At 53.2% G+C, this 25,251-nt stretch carries 25 protein-coding genes; 11 read left to right on the top strand and 14 right to left on the bottom strand.

Features of this window, described 5'->3' with window-relative positions; genetic code table 11:
* Positions 1 to 135: 135 nt before the first annotated feature.
* Together SK34_RS09085 and gltB are read right to left on the bottom strand one after the other, a co-directional pair.
* Positions 136 to 1,554 carry a glutamate synthase small subunit gene (locus tag SK34_RS09085; RefSeq protein WP_003025096.1) on the bottom strand — a complete coding sequence of 473 codons (1,419 nt, stop codon included), beginning with the start codon at positions 1,552 to 1,554 and terminating at the stop codon, positions 136 to 138.
* 12 nt (positions 1,555 to 1,566) lie between these two features.
* The gene (gene gltB, locus SK34_RS09080) at positions 1,567 to 6,027 is read right to left on the bottom strand and encodes a glutamate synthase large subunit (protein WP_003839922.1); all 4,461 of its coding nucleotides are present in this window, start codon (positions 6,025 to 6,027) and stop codon (positions 1,567 to 1,569) included.
* A gap of 684 nt (positions 6,028 to 6,711) precedes the next feature.
* Between gltB and SK34_RS09070 the strand changes: the two genes are divergently transcribed.
* The 4 genes from SK34_RS09070 (at position 6,712) to mtgA (ending at position 11,772) form a co-directional block, all read left to right on the top strand.
* Positions 6,712 to 7,641, top strand: a complete 930-nt coding sequence (locus SK34_RS09070) for a tRNA modification radical SAM protein MnmL/YtqA (protein ID WP_003839924.1) — start codon at positions 6,712 to 6,714, stop codon at positions 7,639 to 7,641.
* A 195-nt stretch (positions 7,642 to 7,836) separates the two neighbouring features.
* On the top strand, positions 7,837 to 10,173 hold the full coding sequence (arcB, locus tag SK34_RS09065; RefSeq protein ID WP_003844840.1) for an aerobic respiration two-component sensor histidine kinase ArcB: 2,337 nt from the start codon (positions 7,837 to 7,839) through the stop codon (positions 10,171 to 10,173).
* A 229-nt stretch (positions 10,174 to 10,402) separates the two neighbouring features.
* Positions 10,403 to 11,056 carry an isoprenoid biosynthesis glyoxalase ElbB gene (gene elbB, locus SK34_RS09060; RefSeq protein WP_048232879.1) on the top strand — a complete coding sequence of 218 codons (654 nt, stop codon included), beginning with the start codon at positions 10,403 to 10,405 and terminating at the stop codon, positions 11,054 to 11,056.
* Entirely contained in the window at positions 11,053 to 11,772 is a 720-nt protein-coding gene (gene mtgA, locus SK34_RS09055; protein ID WP_003839927.1) for a monofunctional biosynthetic peptidoglycan transglycosylase, read from the top strand. Before elbB ends, mtgA begins: the two co-directional genes overlap by 4 nt.
* 130 nt (positions 11,773 to 11,902) lie before the next feature.
* Here the strand turns inward: mtgA and npr are convergent, their stop codons facing one another.
* From npr to SK34_RS09000, 11 genes are all read right to left on the bottom strand, one after another.
* On the bottom strand, positions 11,903 to 12,175 hold the full coding sequence (gene npr / locus SK34_RS09050) for a PTS phosphocarrier protein NPr (protein WP_003025086.1): 273 nt from the start codon (positions 12,173 to 12,175) through the stop codon (positions 11,903 to 11,905).
* Positions 12,172 to 13,026 carry an RNase adapter RapZ gene (gene rapZ / locus SK34_RS09045; protein ID WP_003025085.1) on the bottom strand — a complete coding sequence of 285 codons (855 nt, stop codon included), beginning with the start codon at positions 13,024 to 13,026 and terminating at the stop codon, positions 12,172 to 12,174. The genes npr and rapZ overlap by 4 nt, the downstream gene beginning before the upstream one ends.
* Positions 13,027 to 13,071: 45 nt before the next feature.
* Positions 13,072 to 13,563 carry a PTS IIA-like nitrogen regulatory protein PtsN gene (gene ptsN / locus SK34_RS09040; RefSeq protein ID WP_006687857.1) on the bottom strand — a complete coding sequence of 164 codons (492 nt, stop codon included), beginning with the start codon at positions 13,561 to 13,563 and terminating at the stop codon, positions 13,072 to 13,074.
* An 83-nt stretch (positions 13,564 to 13,646) separates the two neighbouring features.
* Positions 13,647 to 13,934: a ribosome hibernation promoting factor gene (gene hpf / locus SK34_RS09035; RefSeq protein ID WP_003025078.1), complete on the bottom strand. Its 288-nt coding sequence runs from the start codon at positions 13,932 to 13,934 to the stop codon at positions 13,647 to 13,649.
* Positions 13,935 to 13,956: 22 nt separating this feature from the next.
* Positions 13,957 to 15,390, bottom strand: coding sequence for an RNA polymerase factor sigma-54 (gene rpoN / locus SK34_RS09030; RefSeq protein ID WP_003025074.1), 1,434 nt, complete (start codon positions 15,388 to 15,390; stop codon positions 13,957 to 13,959).
* Positions 15,391 to 15,436: 46 nt separating this feature from the next.
* Entirely contained in the window at positions 15,437 to 16,162 is a 726-nt protein-coding gene (gene lptB, locus SK34_RS09025) for an LPS export ABC transporter ATP-binding protein (protein WP_003025073.1), read from the bottom strand.
* Positions 16,163 to 16,168: 6 nt separating this feature from the next.
* Complete coding sequence (lptA, locus tag SK34_RS09020) at positions 16,169 to 16,717, bottom strand: lipopolysaccharide ABC transporter substrate-binding protein LptA (protein ID WP_003025070.1); 549 nt, start codon at positions 16,715 to 16,717, stop codon at positions 16,169 to 16,171.
* Positions 16,686 to 17,261, bottom strand: a complete 576-nt coding sequence (gene lptC, locus SK34_RS09015) for an LPS export ABC transporter periplasmic protein LptC (RefSeq protein ID WP_003025068.1) — start codon at positions 17,259 to 17,261, stop codon at positions 16,686 to 16,688. The genes lptA and lptC overlap by 32 nt, the downstream gene beginning before the upstream one ends.
* Complete coding sequence (gene kdsC, locus SK34_RS09010) at positions 17,258 to 17,824, bottom strand: 3-deoxy-manno-octulosonate-8-phosphatase KdsC (protein WP_003025065.1); 567 nt, start codon at positions 17,822 to 17,824, stop codon at positions 17,258 to 17,260. Before kdsC ends, lptC begins: the two co-directional genes overlap by 4 nt.
* Before the next feature lie 20 nt (positions 17,825 to 17,844).
* Complete coding sequence (gene kdsD / locus SK34_RS09005) at positions 17,845 to 18,831, bottom strand: arabinose-5-phosphate isomerase KdsD (RefSeq protein WP_003025063.1); 987 nt, start codon at positions 18,829 to 18,831, stop codon at positions 17,845 to 17,847.
* Positions 18,832 to 18,844: 13 nt separating this feature from the next.
* Positions 18,845 to 19,822 (bottom strand): calcium/sodium antiporter, encoded by a 978-nt coding sequence (locus SK34_RS09000; RefSeq protein WP_003839941.1) that lies wholly within the window; start codon positions 19,820 to 19,822, stop codon positions 18,845 to 18,847.
* A gap of 215 nt (positions 19,823 to 20,037) precedes the next feature.
* Between SK34_RS09000 and mlaF the strand changes: the two genes are divergently transcribed.
* The 7 genes from mlaF (at position 20,038) to murA (ending at position 24,886) form a co-directional block, all read left to right on the top strand.
* Complete coding sequence (gene mlaF / locus SK34_RS08995) at positions 20,038 to 20,838, top strand: phospholipid ABC transporter ATP-binding protein MlaF (RefSeq protein WP_003025057.1); 801 nt, start codon at positions 20,038 to 20,040, stop codon at positions 20,836 to 20,838.
* Positions 20,839 to 20,857: 19 nt separating this feature from the next.
* The gene (mlaE, locus tag SK34_RS08990; RefSeq protein WP_003025053.1) at positions 20,858 to 21,640 is read left to right on the top strand and encodes a lipid asymmetry maintenance ABC transporter permease subunit MlaE; all 783 of its coding nucleotides are present in this window, start codon (positions 20,858 to 20,860) and stop codon (positions 21,638 to 21,640) included.
* Between the two features lie 4 nt (positions 21,641 to 21,644).
* Positions 21,645 to 22,202 (top strand): outer membrane lipid asymmetry maintenance protein MlaD, encoded by a 558-nt coding sequence (gene mlaD, locus SK34_RS08985; protein ID WP_003025050.1) that lies wholly within the window; start codon positions 21,645 to 21,647, stop codon positions 22,200 to 22,202.
* 18 nt (positions 22,203 to 22,220) lie between these two features.
* Positions 22,221 to 22,856, top strand: a complete 636-nt coding sequence (mlaC, locus tag SK34_RS08980; protein ID WP_003025047.1) for a phospholipid-binding protein MlaC — start codon at positions 22,221 to 22,223, stop codon at positions 22,854 to 22,856.
* The gene (gene mlaB / locus SK34_RS08975; RefSeq protein WP_003025045.1) at positions 22,856 to 23,149 is read left to right on the top strand and encodes a lipid asymmetry maintenance protein MlaB; all 294 of its coding nucleotides are present in this window, start codon (positions 22,856 to 22,858) and stop codon (positions 23,147 to 23,149) included. Before mlaC ends, mlaB begins: the two co-directional genes overlap by 1 nt.
* Before the next feature lie 169 nt (positions 23,150 to 23,318).
* Complete coding sequence (gene ibaG / locus SK34_RS08970; protein WP_003025040.1) at positions 23,319 to 23,573, top strand: BolA family iron metabolism protein IbaG; 255 nt, start codon at positions 23,319 to 23,321, stop codon at positions 23,571 to 23,573.
* Between the two features lie 53 nt (positions 23,574 to 23,626).
* Positions 23,627 to 24,886 carry a UDP-N-acetylglucosamine 1-carboxyvinyltransferase gene (murA, locus tag SK34_RS08965; protein WP_003839949.1) on the top strand — a complete coding sequence of 420 codons (1,260 nt, stop codon included), beginning with the start codon at positions 23,627 to 23,629 and terminating at the stop codon, positions 24,884 to 24,886.
* 56 nt (positions 24,887 to 24,942) lie between these two features.
* Here the strand turns inward: murA and sfsB are convergent, their stop codons facing one another.
* On the bottom strand, positions 24,943 to 25,227 hold the full coding sequence (gene sfsB, locus SK34_RS08960) for a DNA-binding transcriptional regulator SfsB (protein WP_003839952.1): 285 nt from the start codon (positions 25,225 to 25,227) through the stop codon (positions 24,943 to 24,945).
* Positions 25,228 to 25,251 lie beyond the last annotated feature (24 nt).

The raw sequence follows: 25,251 nt of genomic DNA, 5'->3' as shown, positions 1-25,251 counted from the left end.
AAGTGGTCAATCCACGTTCTACTAATTACAAAGAATTGCAGTCTTAATTGCGAGTAGCTTTCAAAGAATGGTGGAGAAATACGGAGAAAAAAAGCCCCTGTCGACAAACGTGAACAGGGGCCAGAGAAGGCTCTTTTACACTTCCAGGTAATTCAGAATCCCGTCTGCCGCTTTACGACCTTCGGCAATCGCGGTGACCACCAGATCCGAACCGCGTACGATGTCGCCGCCTGCGAAGATTTTCGGGTTGCTGGTCTGGAAAGCGTTGTCGCTACGTTCCGGGGCAATAATGCGCCCCTGTGAATCCAGCTCGACGCTGTGCTCTTTCAACCATTCCATGCTGTGTGGGCGGAAACCAAACGCCAGGACCACGGCATCAGCCGGAACAACGTGCTCGGAGCCAGCGACGATCTCCGCACGGCGACGTCCCTTCGCATCCGGTTCGCCCATTTCAGTGCGCGCCATTTTCACGCCGCACACTTTCCCGTTGGCATTCACTTCCACACCTAAAGGCTGGACGTTGAACTGGAACTCGACGCCTTCTTCGCGCGCGTTTTTCACTTCGCGTTTCGAACCCGGCATGTTCTCTTCATCGCGACGATAGGCGCAGATAACGTGCGATGCTTCCTGACGTACGGAGGTGCGCACGCAGTCCATCGCGGTATCGCCACCGCCGAGCACGACGACACGTTTGCCTTCCATGCTGATATATGGCTCATTGCTGCTTTCGCCAAAGCCCATCAACTGTTTGGTATTGGCAATCAGGAACGGCAGGGCATCAAACACGCCATCAGCGTCTTCGTTTTCCAGCCCGCCGCGCATCGACTGATAGGTTCCTACGCCAAGGAACACGGCGTCGTAATCCTTCAGCAAATCATTGAGCTGTACGTCACGGCCTACTTCCACGTTGAGTTTGAACTCAATGCCCATGCCGGTGAAGATTTCACGGCGACGGGTCATGACCTCTTTTTCCAGCTTGAAGGCTGGGATACCGAAGGTCAGCAAGCCGCCGATTTCCGGGTGACGGTCAAATACCACCGCCTTTACGCCGTTGCGGGTCAGCACATCAGCACAGGCCAGGCCCGCTGGCCCCGCACCGATAATCGCCACGCGCTTGTCCGTCTGGCGAACGCCGGTCATATCCGGACGCCAGCCCATCTCGAACGCTTTATCGTTGATATAGCGCTCGATGTTGCCAATGGTTACCGCGCCAAACTCATCGTTCAACGTACAGGATCCTTCACACAGTCGATCCTGCGGGCATACACGGCCACAGACTTCCGGCAAGGTGTTGGTCTGGTGCGAAAGCTCTGCCGCTTCAAAAATACGTCCCTCATTCGCCAACTTCAGCCAGTTCGGGATGTAGTTATGCACCGGACACTTCCACTCGCAGTACGGGTTACCGCAGGACAGGCAGCGATCTGCCTGTGCTTTGGCCTGACCTTCAGAAAACGGCTCGTAGATCTCGATAAATTCGATCTTACGGATCTTCAGCGGCTTCTTCGGCGGATCAACACGCTGCAGGTCGATAAATTGGTATACGTTCTGACTCATTGCTGCTACCCCTTACTGCGCCTGCACACGCAGCTCTGCTGCGCTACGACTACGGTGACCCAACAGTGCTTTCACATCACTGGATTTTGGTTTTACCAGCGCGAATTTCGCCGAGAATGCTGGCCAGTTCGCCAGGATCTCTTCGCCGTGAGAAGAACCGGTATGCTGTACGTGCTCGGTAATCAGGCCACGCAGGTGCTCTTCGTGGATCGCCAGCGAGTCCACGCTCAGCACTTCGACCAGTTCCGGGTTTACGCGTTTGCGGAATTCACCGTCTTCGTCGAGCACGTAGGCGAATCCGCCGGTCATGCCCGCGCCGAAGTTAACGCCGGTTTTGCCGAGAATACAGACGATGCCGCCGGTCATGTATTCACAGCCGTTGTCGCCAATACCTTCAACCACGGTGATTGCGCCAGAGTTACGCACTGCAAAGCGCTCACCCGCACGACCCGCAGCAAACAGGCGACCACCGGTGGCGCCATACAGGCAGGTGTTACCGATGATGCTCGCCTCATGGCTACGGAAAGCAGAGCCAACCGGAGGACGTACCGCCAGCAGGCCGCCCGCCATGCCTTTACCGACATAGTCGTTGGCATCGCCGGTCAGATACAACTCCACGCCGCCCGCGTTCCATACGCCAAAGCTCTGGCCTGCAGTACCGCTGAAGTGCGCTTTGATCGGGTCAGACGCCAGCCCCTGATCGCCATGCGTCTGAGCGATATAGCCCGACAGCGATGCGCCGACGGAACGGTCGGTGTTGCGGATATCGAACCAGAAGGTTTTGCTCTGGCGCTCGTCGACGAACGGCTTCGCCTGCTGTAACAGCTGGGCGTTCAGCACGCCATTATCAAACGGCGGGTTGTTCTCGGTGCAATGCAGCGCTTTACCCGGATGCGGTTCGGCGGTTTCCAGCAGACGAGACAGCTCCAGCTTTTGCTGCTTGGCGGTAAACCCTTCCAGCTCTTTGAGCAGGTCGGTGCGACCAATCAGATCCACCAGGCGGGTAACGCCCAGCGAGGCCATCAGCTCGCGCACTTCACGGGCGATAAATTCAAAGTAGTTGGTCACTTTGAACGGCAGGCCGTGATAGTGATTCTTACGCAGTTTCTCATCCTGAGTTGCAACACCGGTTGCGCAGTTGTTCAGGTGGCAAATACGCAGATATTTACAGCCCAGCGCCACCATCGGGCCGGTACCGAAGCCAAAGCTTTCTGCACCCAGAATTGCCGCTTTAATGATATCGACGCCGGTTTTCAGACCGCCATCGACCTGCAGACGAATCTTGTGACGCAGACCGTTAGCCACCAGCGCCTGCTGGGTTTCCACCAGGCCGAGTTCCCACGGGCAGCCCGCATATTTCACTGATGAGAGCGGGCTTGCGCCAGTGCCGCCATCGTAGCCAGCAATGGTGATCAGATCCGCATAGGCTTTCGCTACGCCAGTGGCGATGGTACCAACGCCTGGTTCGGAAACCAGCTTCACCGAGATCATCGCCTTCGGGTTGACCTGTTTCAGGTCGAAAATCAGCTGCGCTAAATCCTCGATAGAGTAGATATCGTGGTGCGGCGGCGGGGAGATCAGCGTCACACCCGGTACGGAATAGCGTAGTTTGGCGATGTACGGGGTGACTTTATCACCCGGTAACTGACCACCTTCGCCAGGTTTCGCGCCCTGAGCGACTTTAATCTGAATGACATCGGCATTGACCAGGTATGCCGGGGTTACGCCAAAGCGACCGGAAGCAACCTGCTTAATCCGTGACACTTTATTGGTGCCATAGCGCGCCGGGTCTTCGCCGCCTTCACCGGAGTTCGAATTGCCGCCGATGCTGTTCATGGCTTCGGCCAGCGCTTCGTGTGCTTCCGGGCTTAATGCGCCGATAGACATGGCGGCGGTATCAAAGCGTTTAAACAGTTCGGTCGCGGGTTCTACTTCGCTAATGCTTACGGCTTCATCGCCAGGCGTAATCGCCAGCAGATCGCGCAGCGTGGCCGCCGGACGCTCATTAACCAGCTTGGCGTATTCCTGATAGTCGCTGTACTCGCCGCTTTGTACCGCCTGCTGCAGAGTGCGTACCACGTCCGGGTTGTAGGCGTGGTATTCGCCGCCGTGGACGTACTTCAGCAAACCGCCCTGGCTGATAGGTTTACGCGCCAGCCATGCATGTTTGGAGAGGTTCAGCAGATCCTGCTGGAAGTCGGTAAACCCTGCACCGCTAATACGGCTGACCACGCCCTGGAAGCACAACGCAACCACATCATCGTGCAGACCAACGGCTTCAAACAGCTTCGAGCAGCGGTAGGAGGCAATGGTCGAGATGCCCATTTTGGACATGATTTTGTACAGACCTTTGTTGATGCCGTTACGGTAGTTCAGCATCACGGTCCGGTAATCTTTGGCAATCGCCTGAGTGTCGATCAGACGTCCCAATGTTTCATACGCGAGATACGGATAGATTGCCGTCGCGCCAAAGCCGAGCAGGACGGCAAAATGGTGCGGATCGCGGGCACTGGCGGTTTCAACGATGATGTTGGCGTCGCAGCGCAGGCTTTGTTCTACCAGACGCGTTTGCACTGCGCCCACGGCCATCGGCGCCGGAACCGGCAGACGATTTTTAGCGATGTTGCGGTCAGAGAGTACCAGTAGTACCGTGCCGTTGCGCACCATCTGTTCCGCCTTATCGCACAATGCTTTGACGGTCTCTTCGAGCGTAGTTTCGGTCGCGTCGAAGGTGATATCCAGACGGTCAGCGCGATAATGCTCCTCTTTCATGGTGGTGAGCTGGGTGAAATCGGAGTACAGCAGGATCGGCGATTTAAAGCTCAGGCGGTGTGCCTGACCTTCAGCTTCGCAGAAGACGTTCATCTCACGACCGATGCTGGTGGCCAGCGACATGACGTGCGCTTCACGCAGCGGGTCGATCGGCGGGTTGGTGACCTGCGCGAACTGCTGGCGGAAGTAGTCATAAATGATGCGCGGCTGGCTGGAGAGTACGGCAAACGGGGTATCGTCACCCATTGAACCGACCGCTTCCTGGCCGTTTTCACCGAGCACGCGGATCACGGAATCCAGCTCTTCAGCGCTGTAGTTAAACTGTTTCTGATAGCTGGCGAGGGTGTCATCGTCCAGTTCACGGCTGCCGACCTGATCGTCAGCCAGGTCTTCGAACGGTACCAGGCGGCGGACGTTTTTCTCCATCCACTCTTTGTATGGGTGACGACTTTTCAGGTCATCATCGGTTTCGGCGGAGTGGAGAATGCGCCCGCTGCGAGTATCGATAACCATCAGCTCGCCAGGGCCGACGCGGCCTTTCTCTACCACTTCATCCGGCTGATAATCCCAGATCCCGACTTCAGAGGCGCAGGTAATCAGCTTGTCTTTGGTGATGACGTAGCGTGCCGGACGCAAGCCGTTACGGTCAAGGTTACAGGCGGCAAAGCGGCCGTCGGACATGACGATGCCTGCCGGACCATCCCATGGTTCCATGTGCATGGAGTTGAAGTCAAAGAACGCGCGCAGCTCCGGATCCATATCAGGGTTGTTCTGCCATGCCGGTGGAACCAGTAAGCGCATGGCGCGGATGATGTCCATCCCGCCTGCCAGCAGCAGTTCTAGCATGTTGTCCATCGAGCTGGAGTCAGAGCCGGTTTCGTTAACAAACGGCGCGGCGTCGTGCAGATCCGGGATCAACGGGGTCTGGAACTTATAGGTACGGGCTCGCGCCCATTGGCGGTTGCCGGTGATGGTGTTGATTTCACCGTTGTGCGCCAGATAGCGGAACGGCTGCGCCAGCGGCCAGCGCGGTACGGTGTTGGTGGAGAAGCGCTGATGGAACAGGCAGATGGCCGATTCCAGACGCAGGTCTGCCAGGTCCAGGTAGAAGCGCGGCAGATCCGCCGGCATACACAGACCTTTATAGATATTGACCAGATTCGACAAGCTACAGACGTAGAAATCTTTGTCTTGCAGGAGGCGTTTTTCGATACGACGACGCGCGATGAACAGGCGACGCTCCATATCACGCGGACGCCAGCCCGCAGGGGCGTTAACAAAAATTTGCTCGATACGAGGCAGGGAGGAGAGCGCAATTTCACCGAGAACACCTTCGTTGGTCGGCACGTCGCGCCAGCCGACAATCGACAGGGTTTCCTGCTGTAATTCTTCTTCAACAATGCGACGAGAAGCCGCAGCCAGCTCAGGGTCTTTATTTAAAAAGATCATGCCGACGGCGTAGTTTTTGGCTAAACGCCAGCCGCGCTCTTGCGCCACGATGCGGAAAAAGCGGTCAGGTTTTTGTAACAGCAGGCCGCAACCATCGCCGGTTTTTCCATCGGCAAGAATTGCGCCACGGTGCTGCATACGGGCCAGTGCGTGTATGGCGGTACGCACTACCTTGTGGCTAGGTTCGCCTTCTATGTGGGCGATCAGGCCGAAACCACAGTTATCCCTCTCAAGGGATTTATCGTACAACATATCAGTGAACCTCCCCAGGCTCTGAGGGATTCCCATCTGGACCGTTGCGCACGGGCACACCAAGAGCATGGCGACGGGGTTTGCGTGTCATACGCTTACCTCGCATTCGCCCTCTTTATCCTTTTCGCACAGGTCAAACAAGTTTGAGGACTTGCTTCAGAGGGAATCTCAATTACTGCATAAATATGATGAGCAGACTGCTCATCCAGAAAGCTTCCAGCGGATTTCCAAGTTATCGGGAATCCACACACAGGTCAAATGGCAATCTTATTTATGCAAAAATGTGCTATAGGGCAATTAACTTTATGAAAATATTGAAATAAAAGGATTTTTTACATTGATTTAACCTAAGGGGAATCCCCCAGGAAGTGTGATCTGTCTCACTGTCAGAAAGGCTGGATATCCCTCGTCCTCCCTTTATTTATCGAGATGACTGGCATTTTATGCTGGTTTTTAGAGTTCAGGCGTCTTAAAGATACTGTTTTTACGCTGAGAGTATAAGAAGATAAAAAAAACCGCTGAATATAAGGAAAAGTAATTAGATTTTGAGTGAATGAAATTTCAATTATTTTGATTTGTTATGCAATAAATAAAGGCTCGCCAGGGCGATTGATCCAGGTCATCGCCGACTGGGGCAAAAAATGGCAGGCTTTGGCCTCTTTTCAAGGCGCGGTCTACCAGATTATGCAGTTACAGAAATTAGTCAATATGTTTGGTGGGGATCTTTCTCGCCGTTATGGGCAAAAGGTTCATAAACTCACGCTGCACGGCGGCTTTAGCTGTCCAAATCGTGATGGCACCATCGGACGTGGCGGATGTACTTTCTGTAATGTCGCCTCGTTTGCCGATGAAACTCAGCAGCATCATTCCATTGCCGAGCAGCTTGAGCATCAGGCGCAGTTGGTCAATCGCGCCAGACGCTATCTGGCCTATTTTCAGGCCTATACCAGCACCTTTGCTGAAGTACAGGTGCTGCGGTCGATGTATCAGCAGGCGGTCAGCCAGGCCAGTATCGTCGGGTTATGCGTTGGGACGCGCCCCGACTGCGTGCCGGATGCGGTACTCGATCTGCTTTGCGAGTATAAAGACCTGGGTTATGAGGTATGGCTGGAACTTGGTCTGCAAACCGCACATGACAAAACCCTGCACCGTATTAACCGCGGTCATGATTTTGCCTGCTACCAGAACACCACGCGACTGGCGCGTGAACGCGGGCTGAAAGTCTGTTCGCACCTGATTGTCGGTCTGCCGGGAGAAGGGCAGGCAGAATGTCTACAAACCATGGAGCGTGTGGTGGAGACGGGTGTTGACGGTATTAAGCTGCATCCGCTGCATATTGTGAAAGGCAGTACGATGGCGAAAGCCTGGGAAGCCGGGCGGCTGAACGGAATTGAACTGGACGATTATACGGTTACCGCCGGGGAGATGATCCGCCATACGCCGCCAGAGGTGATTTATCATCGCATTTCCGCCAGCGCGCGTCGCCCAACGCTGTTAGCACCGCTATGGTGTGAAAATCGCTGGACTGGGATGGTTGAACTGGATAAGTACCTTAACGAGCACGGCGTGCAAGGCTCGGCGCTGGGTACGCCATGGGTGCAGCCGGGGATCTAACCCTCCGTAGGCCGGATAAGGTAAAACCGACATCCGGCAATCTGCGCCTGCTTGCCTGATGGCGCTTCGCTTATTAGGCCTACGATTAACCTTCTACGGTCATTTCACTGATAACCTCCGCATTTCTTGCACATTCTCAAACGTCACGCCAAGAATTGAGTATTATTGTGCCAAGTTGTCGTGAAGGAACCCTCTATGAAGCAAATCCGTATGCTGGCGCAATATTACGTCGACCTAATGATGAAGTTGGGTCTGGTGCGCTTTTCGCTGCTATTAGCGCTGGCTCTGGTCGTGTTGGCAATTGTGGTGCAGATGGCTGTCACCATGGTGCTGCATGGCCAGGTAGAAAGCATTGATGTTATCCGTTCTATCTTTTTTGGTCTGTTAATTACCCCTTGGGCTGTCTATTTCCTGTCAGTGGTGGTGGAGCAACTGGAAGAGTCCCGGCAACGCCTGTCACGACTGGTACAAAAGCTGGAAGAGATGCGCGAGCGCGATCTCAAGCTCAATGTGCAATTGAAAGATAATATAGCCCAGCTCAATCAGGAAATTGTTGAGCGCGAAAAAGCCGAAGCGGAGCGCCAGGAAACGTTCGAGCAACTGAAGGTTGAAATCAAAGAGCGCGAAGAAGCGCAGATCCAGCTCGAGCAACAGTCTTCCTTTTTACGCTCTTTCCTTGATGCCTCGCCGGATCTGGTTTTTTATCGCAATGAAGATAAAGAATTTTCCGGCTGTAACCGTGCCATGGAACTGCTGACTGGCAAGAGCGAAAAGCAGCTAGTGAACTTAAAACCGGCTGACGTTTACTCTCCTGAAGCGGCTGAAAAGGTAATTGAAACCGACGAGAAGGTATTCCGTCATAACGTCTCACTCACCTACGAACAGTGGCTGGACTACCCGGACGGGCGCAAAGCCTGCTTTGAAATTCGTAAAGTGCCGTACTATGACCGCGTAGGTAAGCGACATGGCCTGATGGGCTTTGGGCGCGATATTACCGAGCGTAAGCGCTATCAGGACGCGCTTGAACGTGCCAGCCGTGATAAGACCACCTTCATTTCCACCATCAGCCACGAGCTGCGCACTCCGCTTAACGGCATTGTCGGCTTAAGCCGAATCCTGTTGGATACAGACCTGACCGCTGAGCAGGAAAAATACCTGAAAACCATCCATGTCTCTGCCGTGACGCTGGGGAATATTTTCAACGATATCATAGATATGGATAAGATGGAGCGACGTAAAGTCCAGCTCGATAACCAGCCTGTTGATTTCACCAGTTTTATGGCGGATCTGGAAAACCTTTCTGGCCTGCAGGCGCAGCAAAAAGGGCTGCGTTTTGTACTTGAGCCAACGTTACCGCTACCGCATAAGGTCATTACCGACGGCACGCGTTTGCGCCAGATTCTGTGGAATCTGATCAGCAACGCCGTGAAGTTCACTCAGCAGGGACAGGTGACCGTGCGGGCGCGCTATGACCAGGGCGATATGCTGCATTTCGAGGTTGAAGATTCTGGGATCGGCATTCCGCAGGATGAGCAGGATAAAATCTTCGCCATGTATTATCAGGTGAAGGACAGCAACGGCGGTAAACCGGCCACAGGAACCGGGATTGGTTTGGCCGTGTCGAAGCGTCTGGCGAAAAATATGGGCGGCGATATTACGGTTTCCAGCCAGGCAGGTAAAGGCTCCATCTTTACGCTGACCGTACATGCGCCTGCGGTAGCGGAAGAGATTGAAGACGCCTTTGAAGACGATGACATGCCGCTGCCAGCCCTGAATGTGCTGCTGGTGGAAGACATTGAACTGAACGTTATTGTTGCGCGTTCCGTGCTGGAAAAATTAGGCAACAGCGTGGATGTCGCGATGACCGGGAAAGCCGCGCTGGAAATGTTTAAGCCGGGTGAATATGACCTGGTGCTGCTGGATATTCAGCTACCGGATATGACCGGTCTGGATATCTCGCGGGAGCTCACGCAAAAATACGCTCGTGAGGACCTTCCGCCGCTGGTTGCACTCACCGCTAACGTACTGAAAGATAAAAAAGAGTATTTGGACGCGGGGATGGATGACGTGCTGAGTAAGCCGCTGTCGGTTCCGGCGCTAACCGCCATGATCAAAAAATACTGGGATACCAGAAACGAAGAGGAGAGCACTGTGACATCTGAAGAAAGCAGTAAATCGCAAGCGCTGTTAGATATTCCTATGTTGGAACAATACCTCGAGCTGGTGGGACCGAAGTTAATTACCGACGGGCTGGCGGTGTTTGAGAAGATGATGCCGGGATATTTGAGCGTGTTGGAGTCCAACTTGACCGCACGGGATAAAAAAGGCGTGGTTGAGGAAGGTCATAAAATTAAAGGCGCAGCAGGTTCAGTGGGGCTGCGTCACCTGCAACAGTTAGGTCAGCAAATCCAGTCGCCGGACCTTCCCGCCTGGGAAGATAACGTTGCTGAATGGATTGAAGAGATGAAGCAGGAGTGGCAGCACGACGTGGCGGTATTAAAAGCCTGGGTGGCGAGCGTGGAAAAAAAATGACCCCGGCTTGACCGGGGTGCGCGAATACTGCGCCAACACCAGGGAAATCGTGGCTGCGCCGTAAATTATTATCATTGTTTACAAGGGCGCAGCCCTAATTTTCAGGCCGCACGCAGTTAAGATAGCAAATCTTAAATAATTTGTTACATGAATCAGTTAAATGTGTGAAGCGTAGCATTTAAATCATAATAACTAATATGTTTCAGCCAGTTGAGAAAGGAGTATCACGATGAAAAAAGTGGGTGTAGTGCTCAGCGGATGCGGCGTGTATGACGGTGCAGAGATCCATGAAACTGTTCTCACGCTTCTGGCCATTGCCCGCAACGGCGCTCAGGCCGTCTGCTTTGCTCCGGATAAACAGCAAGCGGATGTGATTAATCATCTGACCGGCGAGCCGATGCTGGAAACGCGTAATGTACTGATTGAAGCCGCACGTATAACACGCGGTGAAATTCGCCCGCTCGCTCAGGCAGTCTCAGCGGAACTGGATGCGTTGATCGTGCCGGGTGGGTTTGGTGCGGCCAAAAATCTGAGCAATTTTGCCAGTCAGGGCAGCGAATGCCGGGTTGACAGCGATTTAGCCGCGCTGGCGGTGGCCATGCATCAGGCGGGTAAGCCGCAGGGATTTATGTGCATTGCGCCCGCTATGTTACCTAAAATTTTTGATTTCCCTCTGCGTCTGACCATTGGTACTGATATCGATACGGCAGAGGTGCTGGAAGAGATGGGCGCTGAGCATGTGCCTTGTCCGGTTGATGACATTGTCGTCGATGAGGACAACAAAATTGTCACCACGCCCGCCTATATGCTGGCGCAGGATATCGCTCAGGCTGCGAGTGGTATCGATAAACTGGTATCGCGTGTGCTGGTGCTGGCTGAATGAGAACAGGAGTTACCGCCTTTCTGCGACGTATCTTTCTGCGGGCGGTCATTGTCCTCGGCGTATTCTGGGGCGGGGGCATCGCACTTTTCAGCGTGATGCCTGTGCCTTTCTCTGCGGTGATGGTTGAACGGCAACTGGGCGCATGGCTGTCCGGTGATTTTGGTTATGTGGCGCACTCAGACTGGGTGAGCATGGACGAGATTTCACCGTGGATGGGACTGGCCGTCATTGCCGCGGAGGACCAGAAGTTTCCCGAGCACTGGGGATTCGATGTCTCCGCCATAGAGAAAGCGCTGGCGCACAATGAACGCAATGAAAACCGTATTCGCGGGGCGTCGACGTTATCGCAACAGACGGCGAAAAACCTCTTTCTGTGGGATGGACGTAGCTGGGTACGTAAAGGCCTTGAAGCCGGGCTAACGCTGGGTATGGAAACCGTCTGGAGCAAGAAACGTATTCTGACCGTTTACCTGAATATCGCTGAGTTTGGCGATGGGATTTTTGGCGTGGAGGCGGCGGCGCAGCGCTATTTCCATAAGCCTGCCAGTCGGTTGAGTCTGTCTGAAGCGGCCTTGCTGGCGGCGGTATTACCTAATCCTTTGCGTTTTAAAGCGAATGCGCCTTCTGGTTATGTGCGTAGCCGCCAGGCGTGGATCATGCGTCAAATGCGCCAGTTAGGCGGTGAGTCGTTTATGCGGGAAAATAAGTTGTATTAGTCGCTACTGTCGCTGTTTTTGTTGGCCTGATTTAAGTGCAGCGCATCAGGCACAATACGACACAATGGCATTGCCGGATGCGGCGTAAACGCCTTACCCGACCTACTGGCTACGTGTTAAAACCACTTGACTAATCTTCATCAAAACCTGAATTAAACAGGGCAACCACTGCGGCAAGGGCTTCAACTTCCTGCGGACCCGTGGCTTCAACTTCTATCTGACGCCCTTTGGCTGAATCCAGCATCAGCAGAGCGATAACGCTGTTGGCCTCGGCTTCCGTTCCTTCATCATTACGCAGCAAAACTTCTGCTTCGAAACCCTGCATCAATTCAAACAGTTTCATAGCTGGACGGGCATGCATGCCCAGCTTATTAGTGATTTCAACGGTTTGCTTCACGGTCATGATTTACGTTTTTCCAGCGTACGATGGCGTGACTGCACGTTTTTACCGCGTGAGCGGAAGTAGTCTGCCAGCTGCTCTGCAATATACACCGAACGGTGCTTCCCGCCGGTACAGCCGATGGCTACGGTGAGGTAGCTGCGGTTGTTGGTCTCCAGCATGGGTAACCATAGCTCAAGATAGCTGCGAGTCTGGTAGATAAAATTGTGTACTTCTGTGTGCCTGTCGAGGAAGGCAGCGACGGGGCGGTCAAGACCGGTCATCGGGCGCAGCTTCGGATCCCAGTGCGGGTTAGGCAGGAAGCGCACGTCAAAGACGTAATCCGCGTCAATCGGGATACCGTGTTTGAAACCAAAGGATTCGAAAACCATCGTCAATTCACGTTCACGTTTGCCCAACAGTCGGGTACGCAACATTTCCGCCAGTTCGTGTACGGACATTTCGGAGGTATCAACGATCAGGTCAGCGCGAGAGCGCAAAGGCTCAAGCAAATCGCTTTCCTTATCGATAGCGCTTTCCAGAGACAAGTTCTTGCTGGAGAGTGGGTGCAGGCGACGCGTGTCACTGTAGCGACGAATCAGCGTGTTACGGTCAGCATCAAGGAACAGCAGCTGTGGTGAGAAGCCTTCAGGCAGATTGTTCATTGCCTGCTCGAAAATCTCCGGGGACTCAGGCATGTTGCGCACATCAATGCTGACGGCCGCAGAAATCTGGCGATCGGCCAGAGTACGAGCCAGATCGGGCAACAGCACTACGGGAAGGTTATCCACGCAGTAAAAACCCATATCTTCCAGCGCACGCAGAGCGACAGATTTACCTGACCCTGAACGGCCGCTGACGATCATCAGTACCATGTACTGTTTCTCCTCACAACGACAAAAAAGGATGCCATTGGGTTGTTATGCTTCATCCTGTCCACCTTCGGTGTCCGTGATGATTTGATACAACTCCTGGTCACTCTGTGCGGCGCGCAGACGACGACAGATGGTTTTATCCGCCAGACGTTTTGCGACCAGTGACAACGTATGCAAATGCGTCTTGGTTTGGTCTGCCGGAACCAGCAGGGCGAACAGCAGATCGACTGGCTGATTATCAATAGCGTCGAAGGCGATAGGCGTTTCAAGTTGCACAAACACGCCAACCGCGCGCATCGTGTCTTCTTCCAGCTTTCCGTGCGGAATAGCAATACCATTACCGATGCCGGTACTGCCCATTTTTTCACGCGTCAGAATGGCTTCAAATACCACCTGAGAGGGCAAGCTGAGCTGTTTTGCCGCCAGTTCACTGATGATTTCCAGTGCGCGTTTTTTGCTTTGGCAGTGAACGGCCGCGCGTGTACATTCCTGGTTAAGAACATTGCTCAGTTGTAGAGTCGTATCGTTATTTGTCATAATTTCACCTAAGCGCTAACTGTACAAATGGCCCGTTGTGCTACACAACAGGCCGTCCTGCACCCGCTAACTGCCCGGACAAGTTAGTGCTGTTTCAGTTTATCTTTATGTTTTGTTAACTGCCGAGCCAGTTTATCAATTAAACCGTCAATGGCGGCGTACATATCCTGACCTTCCGCGCTGGCATGAATTTCGCCACCGTTCACATGCAGCGTTGCATCCGAGATATGTGTAACCTTCTCCACTTTCAACACAATATAGACCTGATTAATCCGGTCGAAATATTGTTCAAGCTTGGCAAATTTTGTATTAACAAAATCGCGCAGGGCTTCAGTGATTTCGACGTTGTTTCCAGTGATGTTGAGCTGCATAGTGTCTTCCTTATCGGTTGAGTCAGACCAGCTGTTTGCGCTGGTTAGACGGCGGAATGGATAAAGACTCTCGGTACTTCGCAACGGTGCGGCGTGCCACCATGATACCCTGTTCTGACAGCATAGAGGTTAACTTGCTGTCACTCAGTGGTTTCGCGGGGTTTTCCGCAGCAATTAATTTCTTCACCAGCGCACGGATCGCCGTGGATGAGGCTTCGCCTCCACCTTCAGTGTTAACGTGACTGGAAAAGAAATACTTCAATTCAAAAATGCCGCGCGGACTGTGCAGATACTTTTGCGTGGTCACACGGGAAATGGTCGATTCGTGCATCTCGACGGCCTGGGCGATATCCGCCAGTACCATCGGTTTCATAAACTCTTCACCTTGCTCAAAGAAGGCTTGCTGTTGCTCCACGATGCAGCGACTTACGCGCAGCAGTGTATCATTGCGGCTTTCCAGGCTTTTAATCAGCCACTTCGCATCCTGTAGATTGCTACGTATAAACTGACTGTCGGCATCGTTGCGCGCGCTATTGCACATAGCGGCGTAGTGCTGGTTGATCTGCAGTCGTGGGATGCTGTCGCTGTTGAGTTCGACCACCCAGCGATCGTTATGCTTACGCACCAGCACATCCGGAATAACGTATTCTGGTTCACCAGTCTGGATCGACTGCCCAGGCCTTGGATCCAGTGACTGAATAAGATTGACGGCTTCTTTTAGCACGTCTTCTTTCAGTCGGGTCACGCGCATCAGCGTGCGGAAGTCATGGTTGGCTAACAGATCGAGATGATCGCTGATGATCAGACGCGCTTCTTCCAGCCACGGTGTGGCTTTATCAAACTGCGAAAGTTGGATTAGTAAGCAGTCGCGGAGATCTTTGGCGGCCACGCCTACGGGATCAAAGCGCTGAACGCGTTTAAGCACGGCTTCGATTTCGTCCATACCGACGTCGTCATCGCCCATGCTTTCGAGAATATCGTCCAGGGTCACGGTGAGATAACCGGTTTCGTCTACCGCATCCACAATGGATGTCGCAATGGCGCGATCGGTATCCGAGAACGGGGTCAATTCCACTTGCCACATCAGGTAATCCTGTAGTGATTGCGTGGTCTCACCCTGATACACAGGCAGCTCATCGTCGATGTAATCTCCGCTGGTGCCCGAAGGCGTCCCGGCGGTGTAAATCTCATCCCAACTGGCATCAAGCGGCAGCTCCTCAGGCATCTCTTTTTGTTCGAGAGCATCGGCGGTGTCGAGGGTTTCGCTGTCCTGTTTTTCCTGGGTATCAATTTCGTCGTGAAGATCGGTTTGCTCGAGCAGTGGATTACTTTCCAGCGCTTGCTGAAGTTCTTGCTGAAGTTCCAGCGTGGACAGCTGCAACAGACGGATAGCCTGTTGTAGCTGAGGCGTCATCGCCAGTTGTTGGCTAAGCCTGAGTTGCAAACCTTGCTTCATGTTCAGAGTTGTTTTCTCCTGCGGTGACGTGAAGTCTTCTACCCTATCAGAGTCTGAAGTCTTCCCCAAGGTATACGCGCTTAACGTGCTCATCCTGCAGTATTTCTGTTGGCGTGCCGTGCGCGATCAGGTGCCCCTGACTCACGATATAGGCGCGCTCACACACTGCCAGCGTTTCGCGGACGTTATGGTCGGTAATCAGCACGCCAAGGCCGCTGTCGCGCAGGTGTTCGATGATCCGTTTGATATCAATAACGGAAATCGGGTCAACACCGGCAAACGGTTCATCCAGCAGGATAAATTTCGGATTAGCGGCCAGTGCGCGGGCGATCTCCACGCGGCGTCGTTCACCACCGGAGAGCGACTGCCCCATACTGTCACGCAGGTGTTCGATGTGGAATTCTTCCATCAGCTCGTTGGCGCGATCTTCCCGCTGCTCGCTGGTCAGATCGTCACGAATTTGCAGTACCGCCATCAGGTTATCAAACACGCTCAGACGACGGAAAATCGATGCTTCCTGCGGTAAGTAGCCGATGCCGCGACGCGCGCGTGCATGCAGAGGCAGCAGGCTGATGTCTTCGTCATCAATGATAATGTTACCCGCATCGCGCGGGACAATGCCGACCACCATGTAAAAGGTTGTTGTCTTGCCTGCACCGTTAGGACCGAGCAGACCGACGATCTCCCCGGAGTTGACGGTCAGACTGACATCTTCCACCACACGACGGCCTTTATAGGCTTTTGCAAGGTTCTTTGCAGTTAATGTTGCCATAACGAATCAGTTACCTTTTTTCTCTGCCGGAGCCTTGTTTTTGTCCTGCAACTGCGACGGAACCAGAACGGTGGTGACGCGTTTGCCTTTATCGCTGAAGGCCTGCATTTTCTGCTCTTTTACCAGATAGGTGATCTTATCGCCCGTGATGTTGCTATCGAGCTGTTCCAGATACGCCTTGCCGGTTAGCACGACAAAGTCTTTCGCCAGTTCATAGTGCATCTGCGAGGCGCGGCCTTTAACCGGTTTACCGTTGTCCTGCATCTGGTAAAACGTCGCTGGATTGCCATAGCCGTCAATCACTTCTTTGCCGTCTTCGCCGCCAGGACGGGTCACGACGACTTTATCGGCGTTAATTTTGATGGTGCCCTGAGTCACAATCACGTTGCCAGTAAACGTTACCACGTTGCCCTGCATATCCAGGGACTGCTGGTCCGACTCAATGTGAATCGGCTGCTCGGTATCGCCGGTGACGGCAAATGCCGGAATGCTGGCGGCCAGAAGTGAGCTGGCAAGTACAAGATTAAGGCTGAGTTTGTTTGTTTTGGATTTCATATGAGGTTCTAACCTTTTCAATCAGCTCGGCGTTCTTGCTGCGTAAGTTGCCGCGCATCTTCAGTCCGCTGGAGTTAAATGTTGTGCCATACAACGTCACCAGATCATCGGAAGTGACATCTTGTGTCACCAGGTTAATCTGCGCGTTATCGGTCGTAATTCTGCGTAGTTGAGAGTCAGGCACCAGGGCGTTAACCTCAACATGGCCGTACAGATACAGCATCCGATCGTTGGTCAATTTGGCTTTATCGGCCTTGATCGTCCAAGTCGGTACTTTATCCTTATCAAATGTGGTTAATACTGGTTGAGTAAACCACGAAACCGCTTGTTCCGAATAATATTCAACGTGTTGTGCGATCAAGTGATAGCTCAGCGCGCCTTCCGGACTATACACGACGGTATCAGTATGTTCGCTCTTATAGGTTGGCTCGTTGTTATTGACGACGACCTGAGCGGTGTCCTCTTTGTCTGCCAGATTAATACCAATCATCACAAGGACAGCCAGCGACAGTAGAATGATAACCCAACGTCTGGTTTTGCTCATATCGATTGCCCTTTGGCCTCGTCCAGTTTGCCCTGCGCCAGGAGTAATAAATCGCAGACTTCACGCACAGCGCCACGTCCCCCATTAATACGGGTGACATAATCGGCCCGCGGGATCAGCAAAGGGTGGGCATCTGCCACCGCGACGCTCAATCCCACTTGTGCCATCACCGGCCAGTCGATCAGGTCATCGCCAACGTAGGCGACATTCTCCGGCGCGATCGCCAGTTTGCTAAGGAGATCGCCAAAAGCAACCAGTTTGTCTGACTGCCCCTGATACAGGTGGGTGATCCCCAAAGTGGCACAGCGATCTTCTACAAGTTTAGCCTTTCGTCCGGTAATAATGGCAACCTCAATACCGGAAGTGAGCGCACAGCGAATTCCGTAACCATCGCGGACGTTAAAAGCCTTCAGCTCTTCACCGTTGTTGCCCATATAAATCAGACCATCAGACAGTACGCCATCCACATCCAGGATCAGCAAACGGATGTTTTCTGCCCGGGTGATAACGTCTGCGCTGACGGGTCCATAACAGGTCGCAAGCGACGCACCTGCTTTACTCATTTTCGTTATCCTTGAGTTTCTTACACTACACCTGCACGTAGCAGATCATGCATATGTAACACACCGAGTAACTGGTCGCCATCAGCAACCATTACCGAGGTGATATGGCGGGACTGCATTAAGTTCAGGGCATCGACGGCAAGAATACCCGGACGCACGCGAATGCCTCCAGGGGTCATCACATCGGCAATGCCTAACTGGCGTACATCAACGCCCATATCGAAGACACGACGTAAATCACCATCGGTGAAAATACCGTCAATCTTCATGGCATCATCGCAAATGACTGTCATGCCGAGATTTTTACGCGTGATCTCAATTAAGGCGTCACGCAGGCTGGCGTTTTTGGTTACATGCGGGATCTCGTCGCCCGTATGCATAATATCGTTAACGCGCAGTAAAAGCTTACGGCCCAGTGCCCCACCGGGATGAGACAACGCAAAATCTTCCGCGGTAAAGCCGCGCGCTTTTAATAATGCCACCGCAAGGGCATCGCCCATCACCAGTGTTGCGGTCGTGCTGCTGGTCGGCGCCAGGCCTAACGGACAAGCTTCCTTGGGCACTTTAACACACAGATGCACATCTGCTGCACGCGCCATACTGCTTTCCGGACGACCGGTCATGCAGATAAGCGGTACATGAAGACGTTTTAATACCGGGATCAGCGCCGCTATCTCATTGGATTCACCGGAGTTAGAGATGGCGATGACCACATCCTGCGGCGAGACCATACCCAGATCGCCATGTGCAGCTTCGCCTGGGTGTACAAAAAATGAGGGGGTGCCGGTGCTGGCAAATGTGGCTGCCATTTTCCGCCCGATATGGCCGGATTTCCCCATTCCCATCACCACGACTTTGCCCGGGCAACTGAATATTTTCTCGCATGCGAGGGTAAAATTTTGGTTGATGTACTGATCAAGCTCCGCCAGGCCTTCACGTTCAATTGCCAGGACTTCCTTGCCTGCTTGCTGAAAGTCAAAACCCGGTTGCAACTCTAAGTGCGACATAATGCGTTTCCAGTTATCCAACGAGAAGTGGCGATAACCAATACAGCATCGCCAGCCATATGATAAAACCGCCGGTCAGCAGCGCGCCCGCGCCGCGACCAATCTGGCGCGGACGTCGCCAGCAGAGTAATGCAAAAATAACGCTCACCAGCAGCATGACGCTGTAGTCCCGGACGAAGGCCATAGGATTGACTTCGCCCGGCGTAATCAGCGCCGGTAGCCCGAGGACGATAACAATATTAAAAATGTTCGCGCCGATAATGTTACCGACGGCAATATCGTTTTCACCTTTACGCAGACCCGCAATCGCCGTTGCCAGTTCCGGCAGGCTGGTACCAATGGCGACCACCGTCAACCCGATGGTGAGTTCGCTCATGGCGAAATAGTTCGCCAGTACGGTAGCGTTATCTACCACCATACGCGTAGCCATAGGCATAATAATCAGCGCAATACCCAACCACAAAAATGCGACGGGTAACCCGCCTTCGCGCGGTAGCTCAGCTATCTGCTCGCGTGTCAGGCTGTCATTGCCTTGTCGCTCGGCCAGACGAGCGATTTTAACAATGAATAGCAGCCATAGCACGGCCAGGAGCAGAAGAAAGAAACCGTCGCTGCGGCTCAACTGCCCGTCATACAGGACGGATGCAGCTAAAATACTTACCAGCAACATTAGCGGTAATTCACGACGCAGAACATCAGAATGCACGGTAAAAGGATGAATCAGCGCCGACAGGCCTAAAATAAGCAGAATGTTGGTGATGTTAGAACCTATGGCGGTCCCGACAGCCAGATCGAGTTGCCCATTCATCGATGCGGCAACGGAGACAATGATCTCGGGTAACGACGTACCAATGCTGACCACGGTCATTCCGATGATAATGGGGGGAATACCGACGTTTCGACATAAAATGGATGCGGCAAATACCAGACGGTCGGCACCGTAGACCACCAGAAGTAAACCAATTATTAACAGCGCCGTCGCTAAAAGCATCTAAAGTCCTTTCTTCAGGTATACTCGCCGGTCCTCTTGAAGGATCTTCTGGAAGCCGTAACGAAGTCTTAATTTTGACTTTATGCGGCTAAAAAGTAAAACAAATGCCAGCTTTCGCTAACCAGGACAGGCAATAATCTGTAAATATGTTGAGTTCAGGGCTAAATTGAGCGCCAAACTCTTCGATCAACAAGGCAATAGTAAAGGATGAATCAATGGGGCAGTCTGTGGCGAATCTAGTCGATATGCGCGATGTCAGCTTTTCCCGGGGTGACCGCTGCATCTTTGATAATATTTCCCTGACGGTACCGCGCGGTAAAGTGACGGCAATCATGGGGCCATCAGGCATCGGCAAAACGACGCTGTTGCGTCTGATTGGCGGACAGATCTCACCGGATAAGGGCGAGATTCTGTTTGACGGTGAGAACGTCCCGGCCATGTCCCGTTCGCGTTTATTTACCGTGCGTAAGCGCATGAGTATGCTGTTTCAGTCAGGTGCGCTATTTACCGACATGAATGTGTTTGACAACGTTGCGTACCCTCTGCGCGAGCATACGACGTTGCCAGCGCCGTTGCTGAAGAGCACGGTGATGATGAAGCTCGAAGCCGTTGGTCTGCGGGGTGCGGCCAAATTAATGCCTTCTGAATTATCCGGCGGGATGGCGCGCCGCGCTGCGTTAGCGCGTGCTATCGCGCTGGAGCCTGACCTCATTATGTTTGATGAGCCGTTCGTCGGTCAGGATCCCATCACCATGGGCGTGCTGGTGAAGTTGATTTCAGAACTGAACAGTGCGCTGGGTGTCACCTGTGTGGTGGTATCCCATGATGTGCCTGAAGTACTGAGTATTGCGGATTACGCCTATATAATGGCGGACAAAAAAATAGTGGCCTACGGTAGTGCTCAGGCACTACAAGAAAATGCCGATCCGCGCGTACGCCAGTTCCTTGACGGCATTGCCGATGGACCGGTTCCGTTCCGTTACCCGGCGGGTGACTACCATATCGATTTACTCTAAACAGGGAGTTAAGCCACCCATGTTGTTAAATGCGCTGGCATCACTCGGACATCGAGGAATAAAAACCCTCAGGACGTTCGGGCGAGCCGGATTAATGTTGTTCAATGCGGTTGTCGGCAAACCGGAGTTTCGCAAACATGCGCCGCTGCTGATACGCCAGCTTTATAATGTCGGTGTCTTATCGATGCTGATCATTATTGTGTCAGGCGTATTCATCGGTATGGTGTTGGGATTGCAGGGATACCTGGTGCTGACGACCTACAGTGCGGAAACCAGCCTCGGTATGCTGGTGGCGCTGTCATTGTTACGTGAGCTGGGGCCGGTTGTTGCGGCGCTGCTGTTTGCCGGGCGGGCCGGATCGGCCTTAACCGCAGAGATTGGTCTGATGAGAGCGACCGAGCAGCTTTCCAGCCTGGAAATGATGGCCGTCGATCCACTGCGCCGGGTGATCTCTCCGCGTTTTTGGGCCGGTGTCATTTCATTGCCGCTGCTAACGATTATATTTGTCGCCGTGGGGATCTGGGGTGGTTCACTGGTTGGCGTAAGCTGGAAGGGTATTGATGCGGGCTTTTTCTGGTCGGCTATGCAAAATGCCGTCGACTGGCGTCTGGACCTGGTCAACTGTCTGATTAAGAGCGTGGTGTTCGCCATTACGGTCACCTGGATTGCATTGTTCAATGGTTATGATGCGATCCCGACCTCTGCCGGGATTAGCCGGGCAACGACACGCACCGTTGTGCACGCCTCTCTTGCCGTTCTGGGGCTGGATTTTGTGCTGACCGCACTGATGTTTGGGAATTGAGTTCATGCAAACGAAAAAAAATGAAATTTGGGTCGGGTTATTCCTGCTGGTTGCGCTGCTGGCTGCGCTGTTTGTCTGCCTGAAGGCGGCGAACGTTACCTCAATGCGTACTGAACCGACTTACACGATTTATGCGACCTTTGATAATATCGGCGGCCTGAGAGAGCGTTCTCCGGTGCGGATTGGCGGGGTGGTAGTTGGACGCGTATCGGACATCTCGTTAGATCCGAAAACGTACCTGCCGCGCGTGACGCTGGAAATCGAATCGCGTTTTAACCATATTCCTGACACCAGTTCTCTGAGCATCCGTACTTCCGGTCTGCTGGGCGAACAGTATCTGGCATTGAACGTGGGTTTTGAAGATCCTGAGCTGGGAACGTCTATCCTCAAAGATGGCGGTACGATTCAGGACACGAAATCCGCGATGGTGCTGGAAGATATGATTGGTCAGTTCCTTTACAACAGCAACAGCAAAGGTGATGACAATAAGAATTCTGGCGATGCGCCAGCCGCAACTGAAGGCAATAATGAAGCCACTACGCCTGCGGGCGCAACGAAATAATATCAGGAGAATCGACGTATGTTTAAACGATTGATGATGGTGGCTATGCTGGTGATTGCTCCACTTAGCGCGGCAACCGCAGCAGACCAGACTAACCCGTACAAACTGATGGATGAGGCGGCGCAAAAGACCTTTGACCGTCTGAAAAACGAGCAACCAAAAATCCGTTCCAACCCCGATTACCTGCGTCAGGTCGTCGATCAGGAACTGCTGCCTTATGTGCAGGTTAAGTATGCCGGCGCGCTGGTGCTGGGCCGTTACTACAAAGATGCGACTCCTGCCCAACGTGAAGCCTATTTTGCTGCATTCCGTGAATATCTGAAGCAGGCTTACGGCCAGGCACTGGCGATGTACCACGGCCAGACCTATCAGATTGCCCCTGAGCAGCCGTTGGGTGATGCGACCATCGTACCTATCCGCGTAACCATCATCGATCCAAACGGTCGTCCTCCGGTACGTCTGGATTTCCAGTGGCGTAAAAACTCCCAGACCGGTAACTGGCAGGCGTATGACATGATCGCCGAAGGCGTAAGTATGATCACCACCAAACAAAATGAGTGGAGCGACCTGCTGCGTACCAAAGGTATTGATGGCCTGACGGCACAGCTGAAATCTATTTCTCAGCAGAAAATCACTCTGGAAGAGAAAAAATAATGACGCAGTCACTCACCTGGACGCGCGAAGGCGACAAGCTGGTGCTGGTGGGAGAACTGGATCAGGACGTGTTAAATCCCTTATGGGATGCGCGAATTGAGGCGATGAAAGGGGTATCCTGCATCGATCTGAACCAGGTATCCCGGGTAGATACCGGCGGTCTGGCGTTACTGTTGCATCTGATTAATCAAGGCAAGCAGCAGGGAAACAGCGTTTCGCTCACTGGTGTTAACGATAAAGTGTACACGCTGGCGCAGCTTTACAATTTGCCTGACGACGTCCTTCCGCGTTAATTTTTCCAGGCCGGATAAGGTCTTGTGCCGCTATCCGGCAAAACCCCTGAGGGGGATCTGCCACTAAAGCCTTGTCTGATTTATCAGCGAGGCTTTTTGCTTATTTATGACAGCGCCACTTTGCTCTAAGATGTTGGGCTGTTTTCACTATCTGACGAATGAAGAGCCCATGGAAAATAATGAAATTCAGAGCGTGCTGATGAATGCACTCTCCCTCCAGGAAGTCCACGTTTCTGGCGACGGCAGTCACTTTCAGGTTATTGCCGTGGGTGAGATGTTTGAAGGCATGAGCCGGGTCAAGAAGCAGCAATCGGTCTATGGCCCGTTGATGGAGTACATTGCGGACAACCGCATTCATGCCGTGTCGATTAAGGCGTTTACCCCAGCGGAATGGGCGCGCGATCGCAAACTTAACGGTTTTTGAGCTACGGGTGATGTGCCGGTAGCGAAGATAAATTCTAAACAGAGAACAGAATAATGGATAAATTTCGTGTTCAGGGGCCAACCAAGCTCCAGGGCGAAGTCACAATTTCAGGCGCTAAAAACGCCGCACTGCCGATCCTGTTTGCGGCGCTGCTGGCTGAAGAACCTGTAGAGATCCAAAACGTCCCGAAACTGAAGGACGTTGACACATCAATGAAGCTGTTGAGCCAGCTGGGTGCGAAAGTTGAGCGTAATGGTTCCGTGCACATTGATGCGCGTGATGTGAACGTCTTCTGTGCGCCGTACGATCTGGTGAAAACCATGCGTGCATCCATTTGGGCGCTCGGGCCGCTGGTTGCCCGCTTTGGTCAGGGCCAGGTTTCACTACCGGGCGGCTGCACCATCGGCGCGCGTCCGGTGGACCTGCACATTACCGGTCTGGAGCAGTTAGGCGCGACTATCAAGCTGGAAGAAGGCTATGTGAAAGCGTCTGTTGATGGCCGTCTGAAAGGCGCGCATATTGTCATGGACAAAGTGAGCGTCGGTGCGACTGTCACCATCATGTGTGCAGCAACGCTTGCCGAAGGCACCACCATCATCGAAAACGCTGCGCGCGAGCCGGAGATTGTGGATACCGCGAACTTCCTGATTGCGCTGGGCGCGAAGATCACTGGCCAGGGCACCGATCGTATTACGATCGAAGGCGTTGAGCGTCTCGGCGGCGGTGTGTATCGCGTTCTGCCAGACCGCATCGAAACCGGTACCTTCCTGGTGGCGGCGGCAATTTCTCGTGGCAAAATTATCTGCCGTAATGCACAACCGGACACACTGGATGCCGTTCTGGCGAAACTGCGTGATGCGGGTGCGGATATCGAAGTCGGCGACGACTGGATCAGCCTTGATATGCACGGCAAACGTCCGAAAGCGGTTAATGTGCGTACTGCGCCGCATCCGGCGTTCCCTACCGATATGCAGGCCCAGTTCACGCTGCTGAACCTGGTGGCAGAAGGGACCGGCTTCATCACGGAAACCGTGTTTGAGAACCGCTTTATGCACGTGCCTGAGCTGAGCCGTATGGGCGCTCACGCAGAAATCGAAAGCAATACCGTGATTTGCCACGGCGTGGAAACACTCTCAGGCGCACAGGTTATGGCGACCGATCTGCGTGCATCTGCAAGTTTAGTGCTGGCAGGTTGTATTGCTGAAGGTACAACAGTGGTCGATCGTATTTATCACATCGATCGCGGCTATGAGCGCATCGAAGATAAACTGCGTGCGCTGGGCGCAAACATTGAGCGCGTGAAAGGCGAGTAATCGTCAACGTCTCTTGTAACCCCCAGTTCAGTTGGCCGGGGGTTACAGCTCAATGTTCATTCCGGATTCTTTTTCTCTCTGCGACTCCTCATCATCCGCGTTCTGTCGATGAACTCATGCGTTTTGGCATCGTGATAGCGTGACGGCCAAATCACCCAGGGATCAGTTCCCAGTGCCCGGGCGATAATCAACTCACCTTTTGGCCATGGTCTCGTTAACGCATTTGCCAGCGTTGATGAACTCAATCCATTTTTACGTGATTCAGCGGCCATTGAGGTCCCTTTCTTGCGCAGTCCGGCGATGATGTCGGCCGGATGCCAGTCAATCAGCTTGTTTTCCATAAATTCATCTCTCCTTTGGTTAAC

It is taken from the genome of Citrobacter sp. MGH104 (assembly GCF_001034485.1).
Taxonomy (GTDB): domain Bacteria; phylum Pseudomonadota; class Gammaproteobacteria; order Enterobacterales; family Enterobacteriaceae; genus Citrobacter; species Citrobacter freundii.
Note: the sequence above shows the minus strand (reverse complement) of the source record. Positions and strands in the feature narration are given on the sequence as shown.

Bases quoted from the DNA above. Each gene is read 5' to 3' on its own strand.
- SK34_RS09085 (WP_003025096.1), bottom strand. From the start codon at position 1,554: ATGAGTCAGAACGTATACCAATTTATCGACCTGCAGCGTGTTGATCCG.
- gltB (WP_003839922.1), bottom strand. From the start codon at position 6,027: ATGTTGTACGATAAATCCCTTGAGAGGGATAACTGTGGTTTCGGCCTG.
- SK34_RS09070 (WP_003839924.1), top strand. From the start codon at position 6,712: ATGCAGTTACAGAAATTAGTCAATATGTTTGGTGGGGATCTTTCTCGC.
- arcB (WP_003844840.1), top strand. From the start codon at position 7,837: ATGAAGCAAATCCGTATGCTGGCGCAATATTACGTCGACCTAATGATG.
- elbB (WP_048232879.1), top strand. From the start codon at position 10,403: ATGAAAAAAGTGGGTGTAGTGCTCAGCGGATGCGGCGTGTATGACGGT.
- mtgA (WP_003839927.1), top strand. From the start codon at position 11,053: ATGAGAACAGGAGTTACCGCCTTTCTGCGACGTATCTTTCTGCGGGCG.
- npr (WP_003025086.1), bottom strand. From the start codon at position 12,175: ATGACCGTGAAGCAAACCGTTGAAATCACTAATAAGCTGGGCATGCAT.
- rapZ (WP_003025085.1), bottom strand. From the start codon at position 13,026: ATGGTACTGATGATCGTCAGCGGCCGTTCAGGGTCAGGTAAATCTGTC.
- ptsN (WP_006687857.1), bottom strand. From the start codon at position 13,563: ATGACAAATAACGATACGACTCTACAACTGAGCAATGTTCTTAACCAG.
- hpf (WP_003025078.1), bottom strand. From the start codon at position 13,934: ATGCAGCTCAACATCACTGGAAACAACGTCGAAATCACTGAAGCCCTG.
- rpoN (WP_003025074.1), bottom strand. From the start codon at position 15,390: ATGAAGCAAGGTTTGCAACTCAGGCTTAGCCAACAACTGGCGATGACG.
- lptB (WP_003025073.1), bottom strand. From the start codon at position 16,162: ATGGCAACATTAACTGCAAAGAACCTTGCAAAAGCCTATAAAGGCCGT.
- lptA (WP_003025070.1), bottom strand. From the start codon at position 16,717: ATGAAATCCAAAACAAACAAACTCAGCCTTAATCTTGTACTTGCCAGC.
- lptC (WP_003025068.1), bottom strand. From the start codon at position 17,261: ATGAGCAAAACCAGACGTTGGGTTATCATTCTACTGTCGCTGGCTGTC.
- kdsC (WP_003025065.1), bottom strand. From the start codon at position 17,824: ATGAGTAAAGCAGGTGCGTCGCTTGCGACCTGTTATGGACCCGTCAGC.
- kdsD (WP_003025063.1), bottom strand. From the start codon at position 18,831: ATGTCGCACTTAGAGTTGCAACCGGGTTTTGACTTTCAGCAAGCAGGC.
- SK34_RS09000 (WP_003839941.1), bottom strand. From the start codon at position 19,822: ATGCTTTTAGCGACGGCGCTGTTAATAATTGGTTTACTTCTGGTGGTC.
- mlaF (WP_003025057.1), top strand. From the start codon at position 20,038: ATGGGGCAGTCTGTGGCGAATCTAGTCGATATGCGCGATGTCAGCTTT.
- mlaE (WP_003025053.1), top strand. From the start codon at position 20,858: ATGTTGTTAAATGCGCTGGCATCACTCGGACATCGAGGAATAAAAACC.
- mlaD (WP_003025050.1), top strand. From the start codon at position 21,645: ATGCAAACGAAAAAAAATGAAATTTGGGTCGGGTTATTCCTGCTGGTT.
- mlaC (WP_003025047.1), top strand. From the start codon at position 22,221: ATGTTTAAACGATTGATGATGGTGGCTATGCTGGTGATTGCTCCACTT.
- mlaB (WP_003025045.1), top strand. From the start codon at position 22,856: ATGACGCAGTCACTCACCTGGACGCGCGAAGGCGACAAGCTGGTGCTG.
- ibaG (WP_003025040.1), top strand. From the start codon at position 23,319: ATGGAAAATAATGAAATTCAGAGCGTGCTGATGAATGCACTCTCCCTC.
- murA (WP_003839949.1), top strand. From the start codon at position 23,627: ATGGATAAATTTCGTGTTCAGGGGCCAACCAAGCTCCAGGGCGAAGTC.
- sfsB (WP_003839952.1), bottom strand. From the start codon at position 25,227: ATGGAAAACAAGCTGATTGACTGGCATCCGGCCGACATCATCGCCGGA.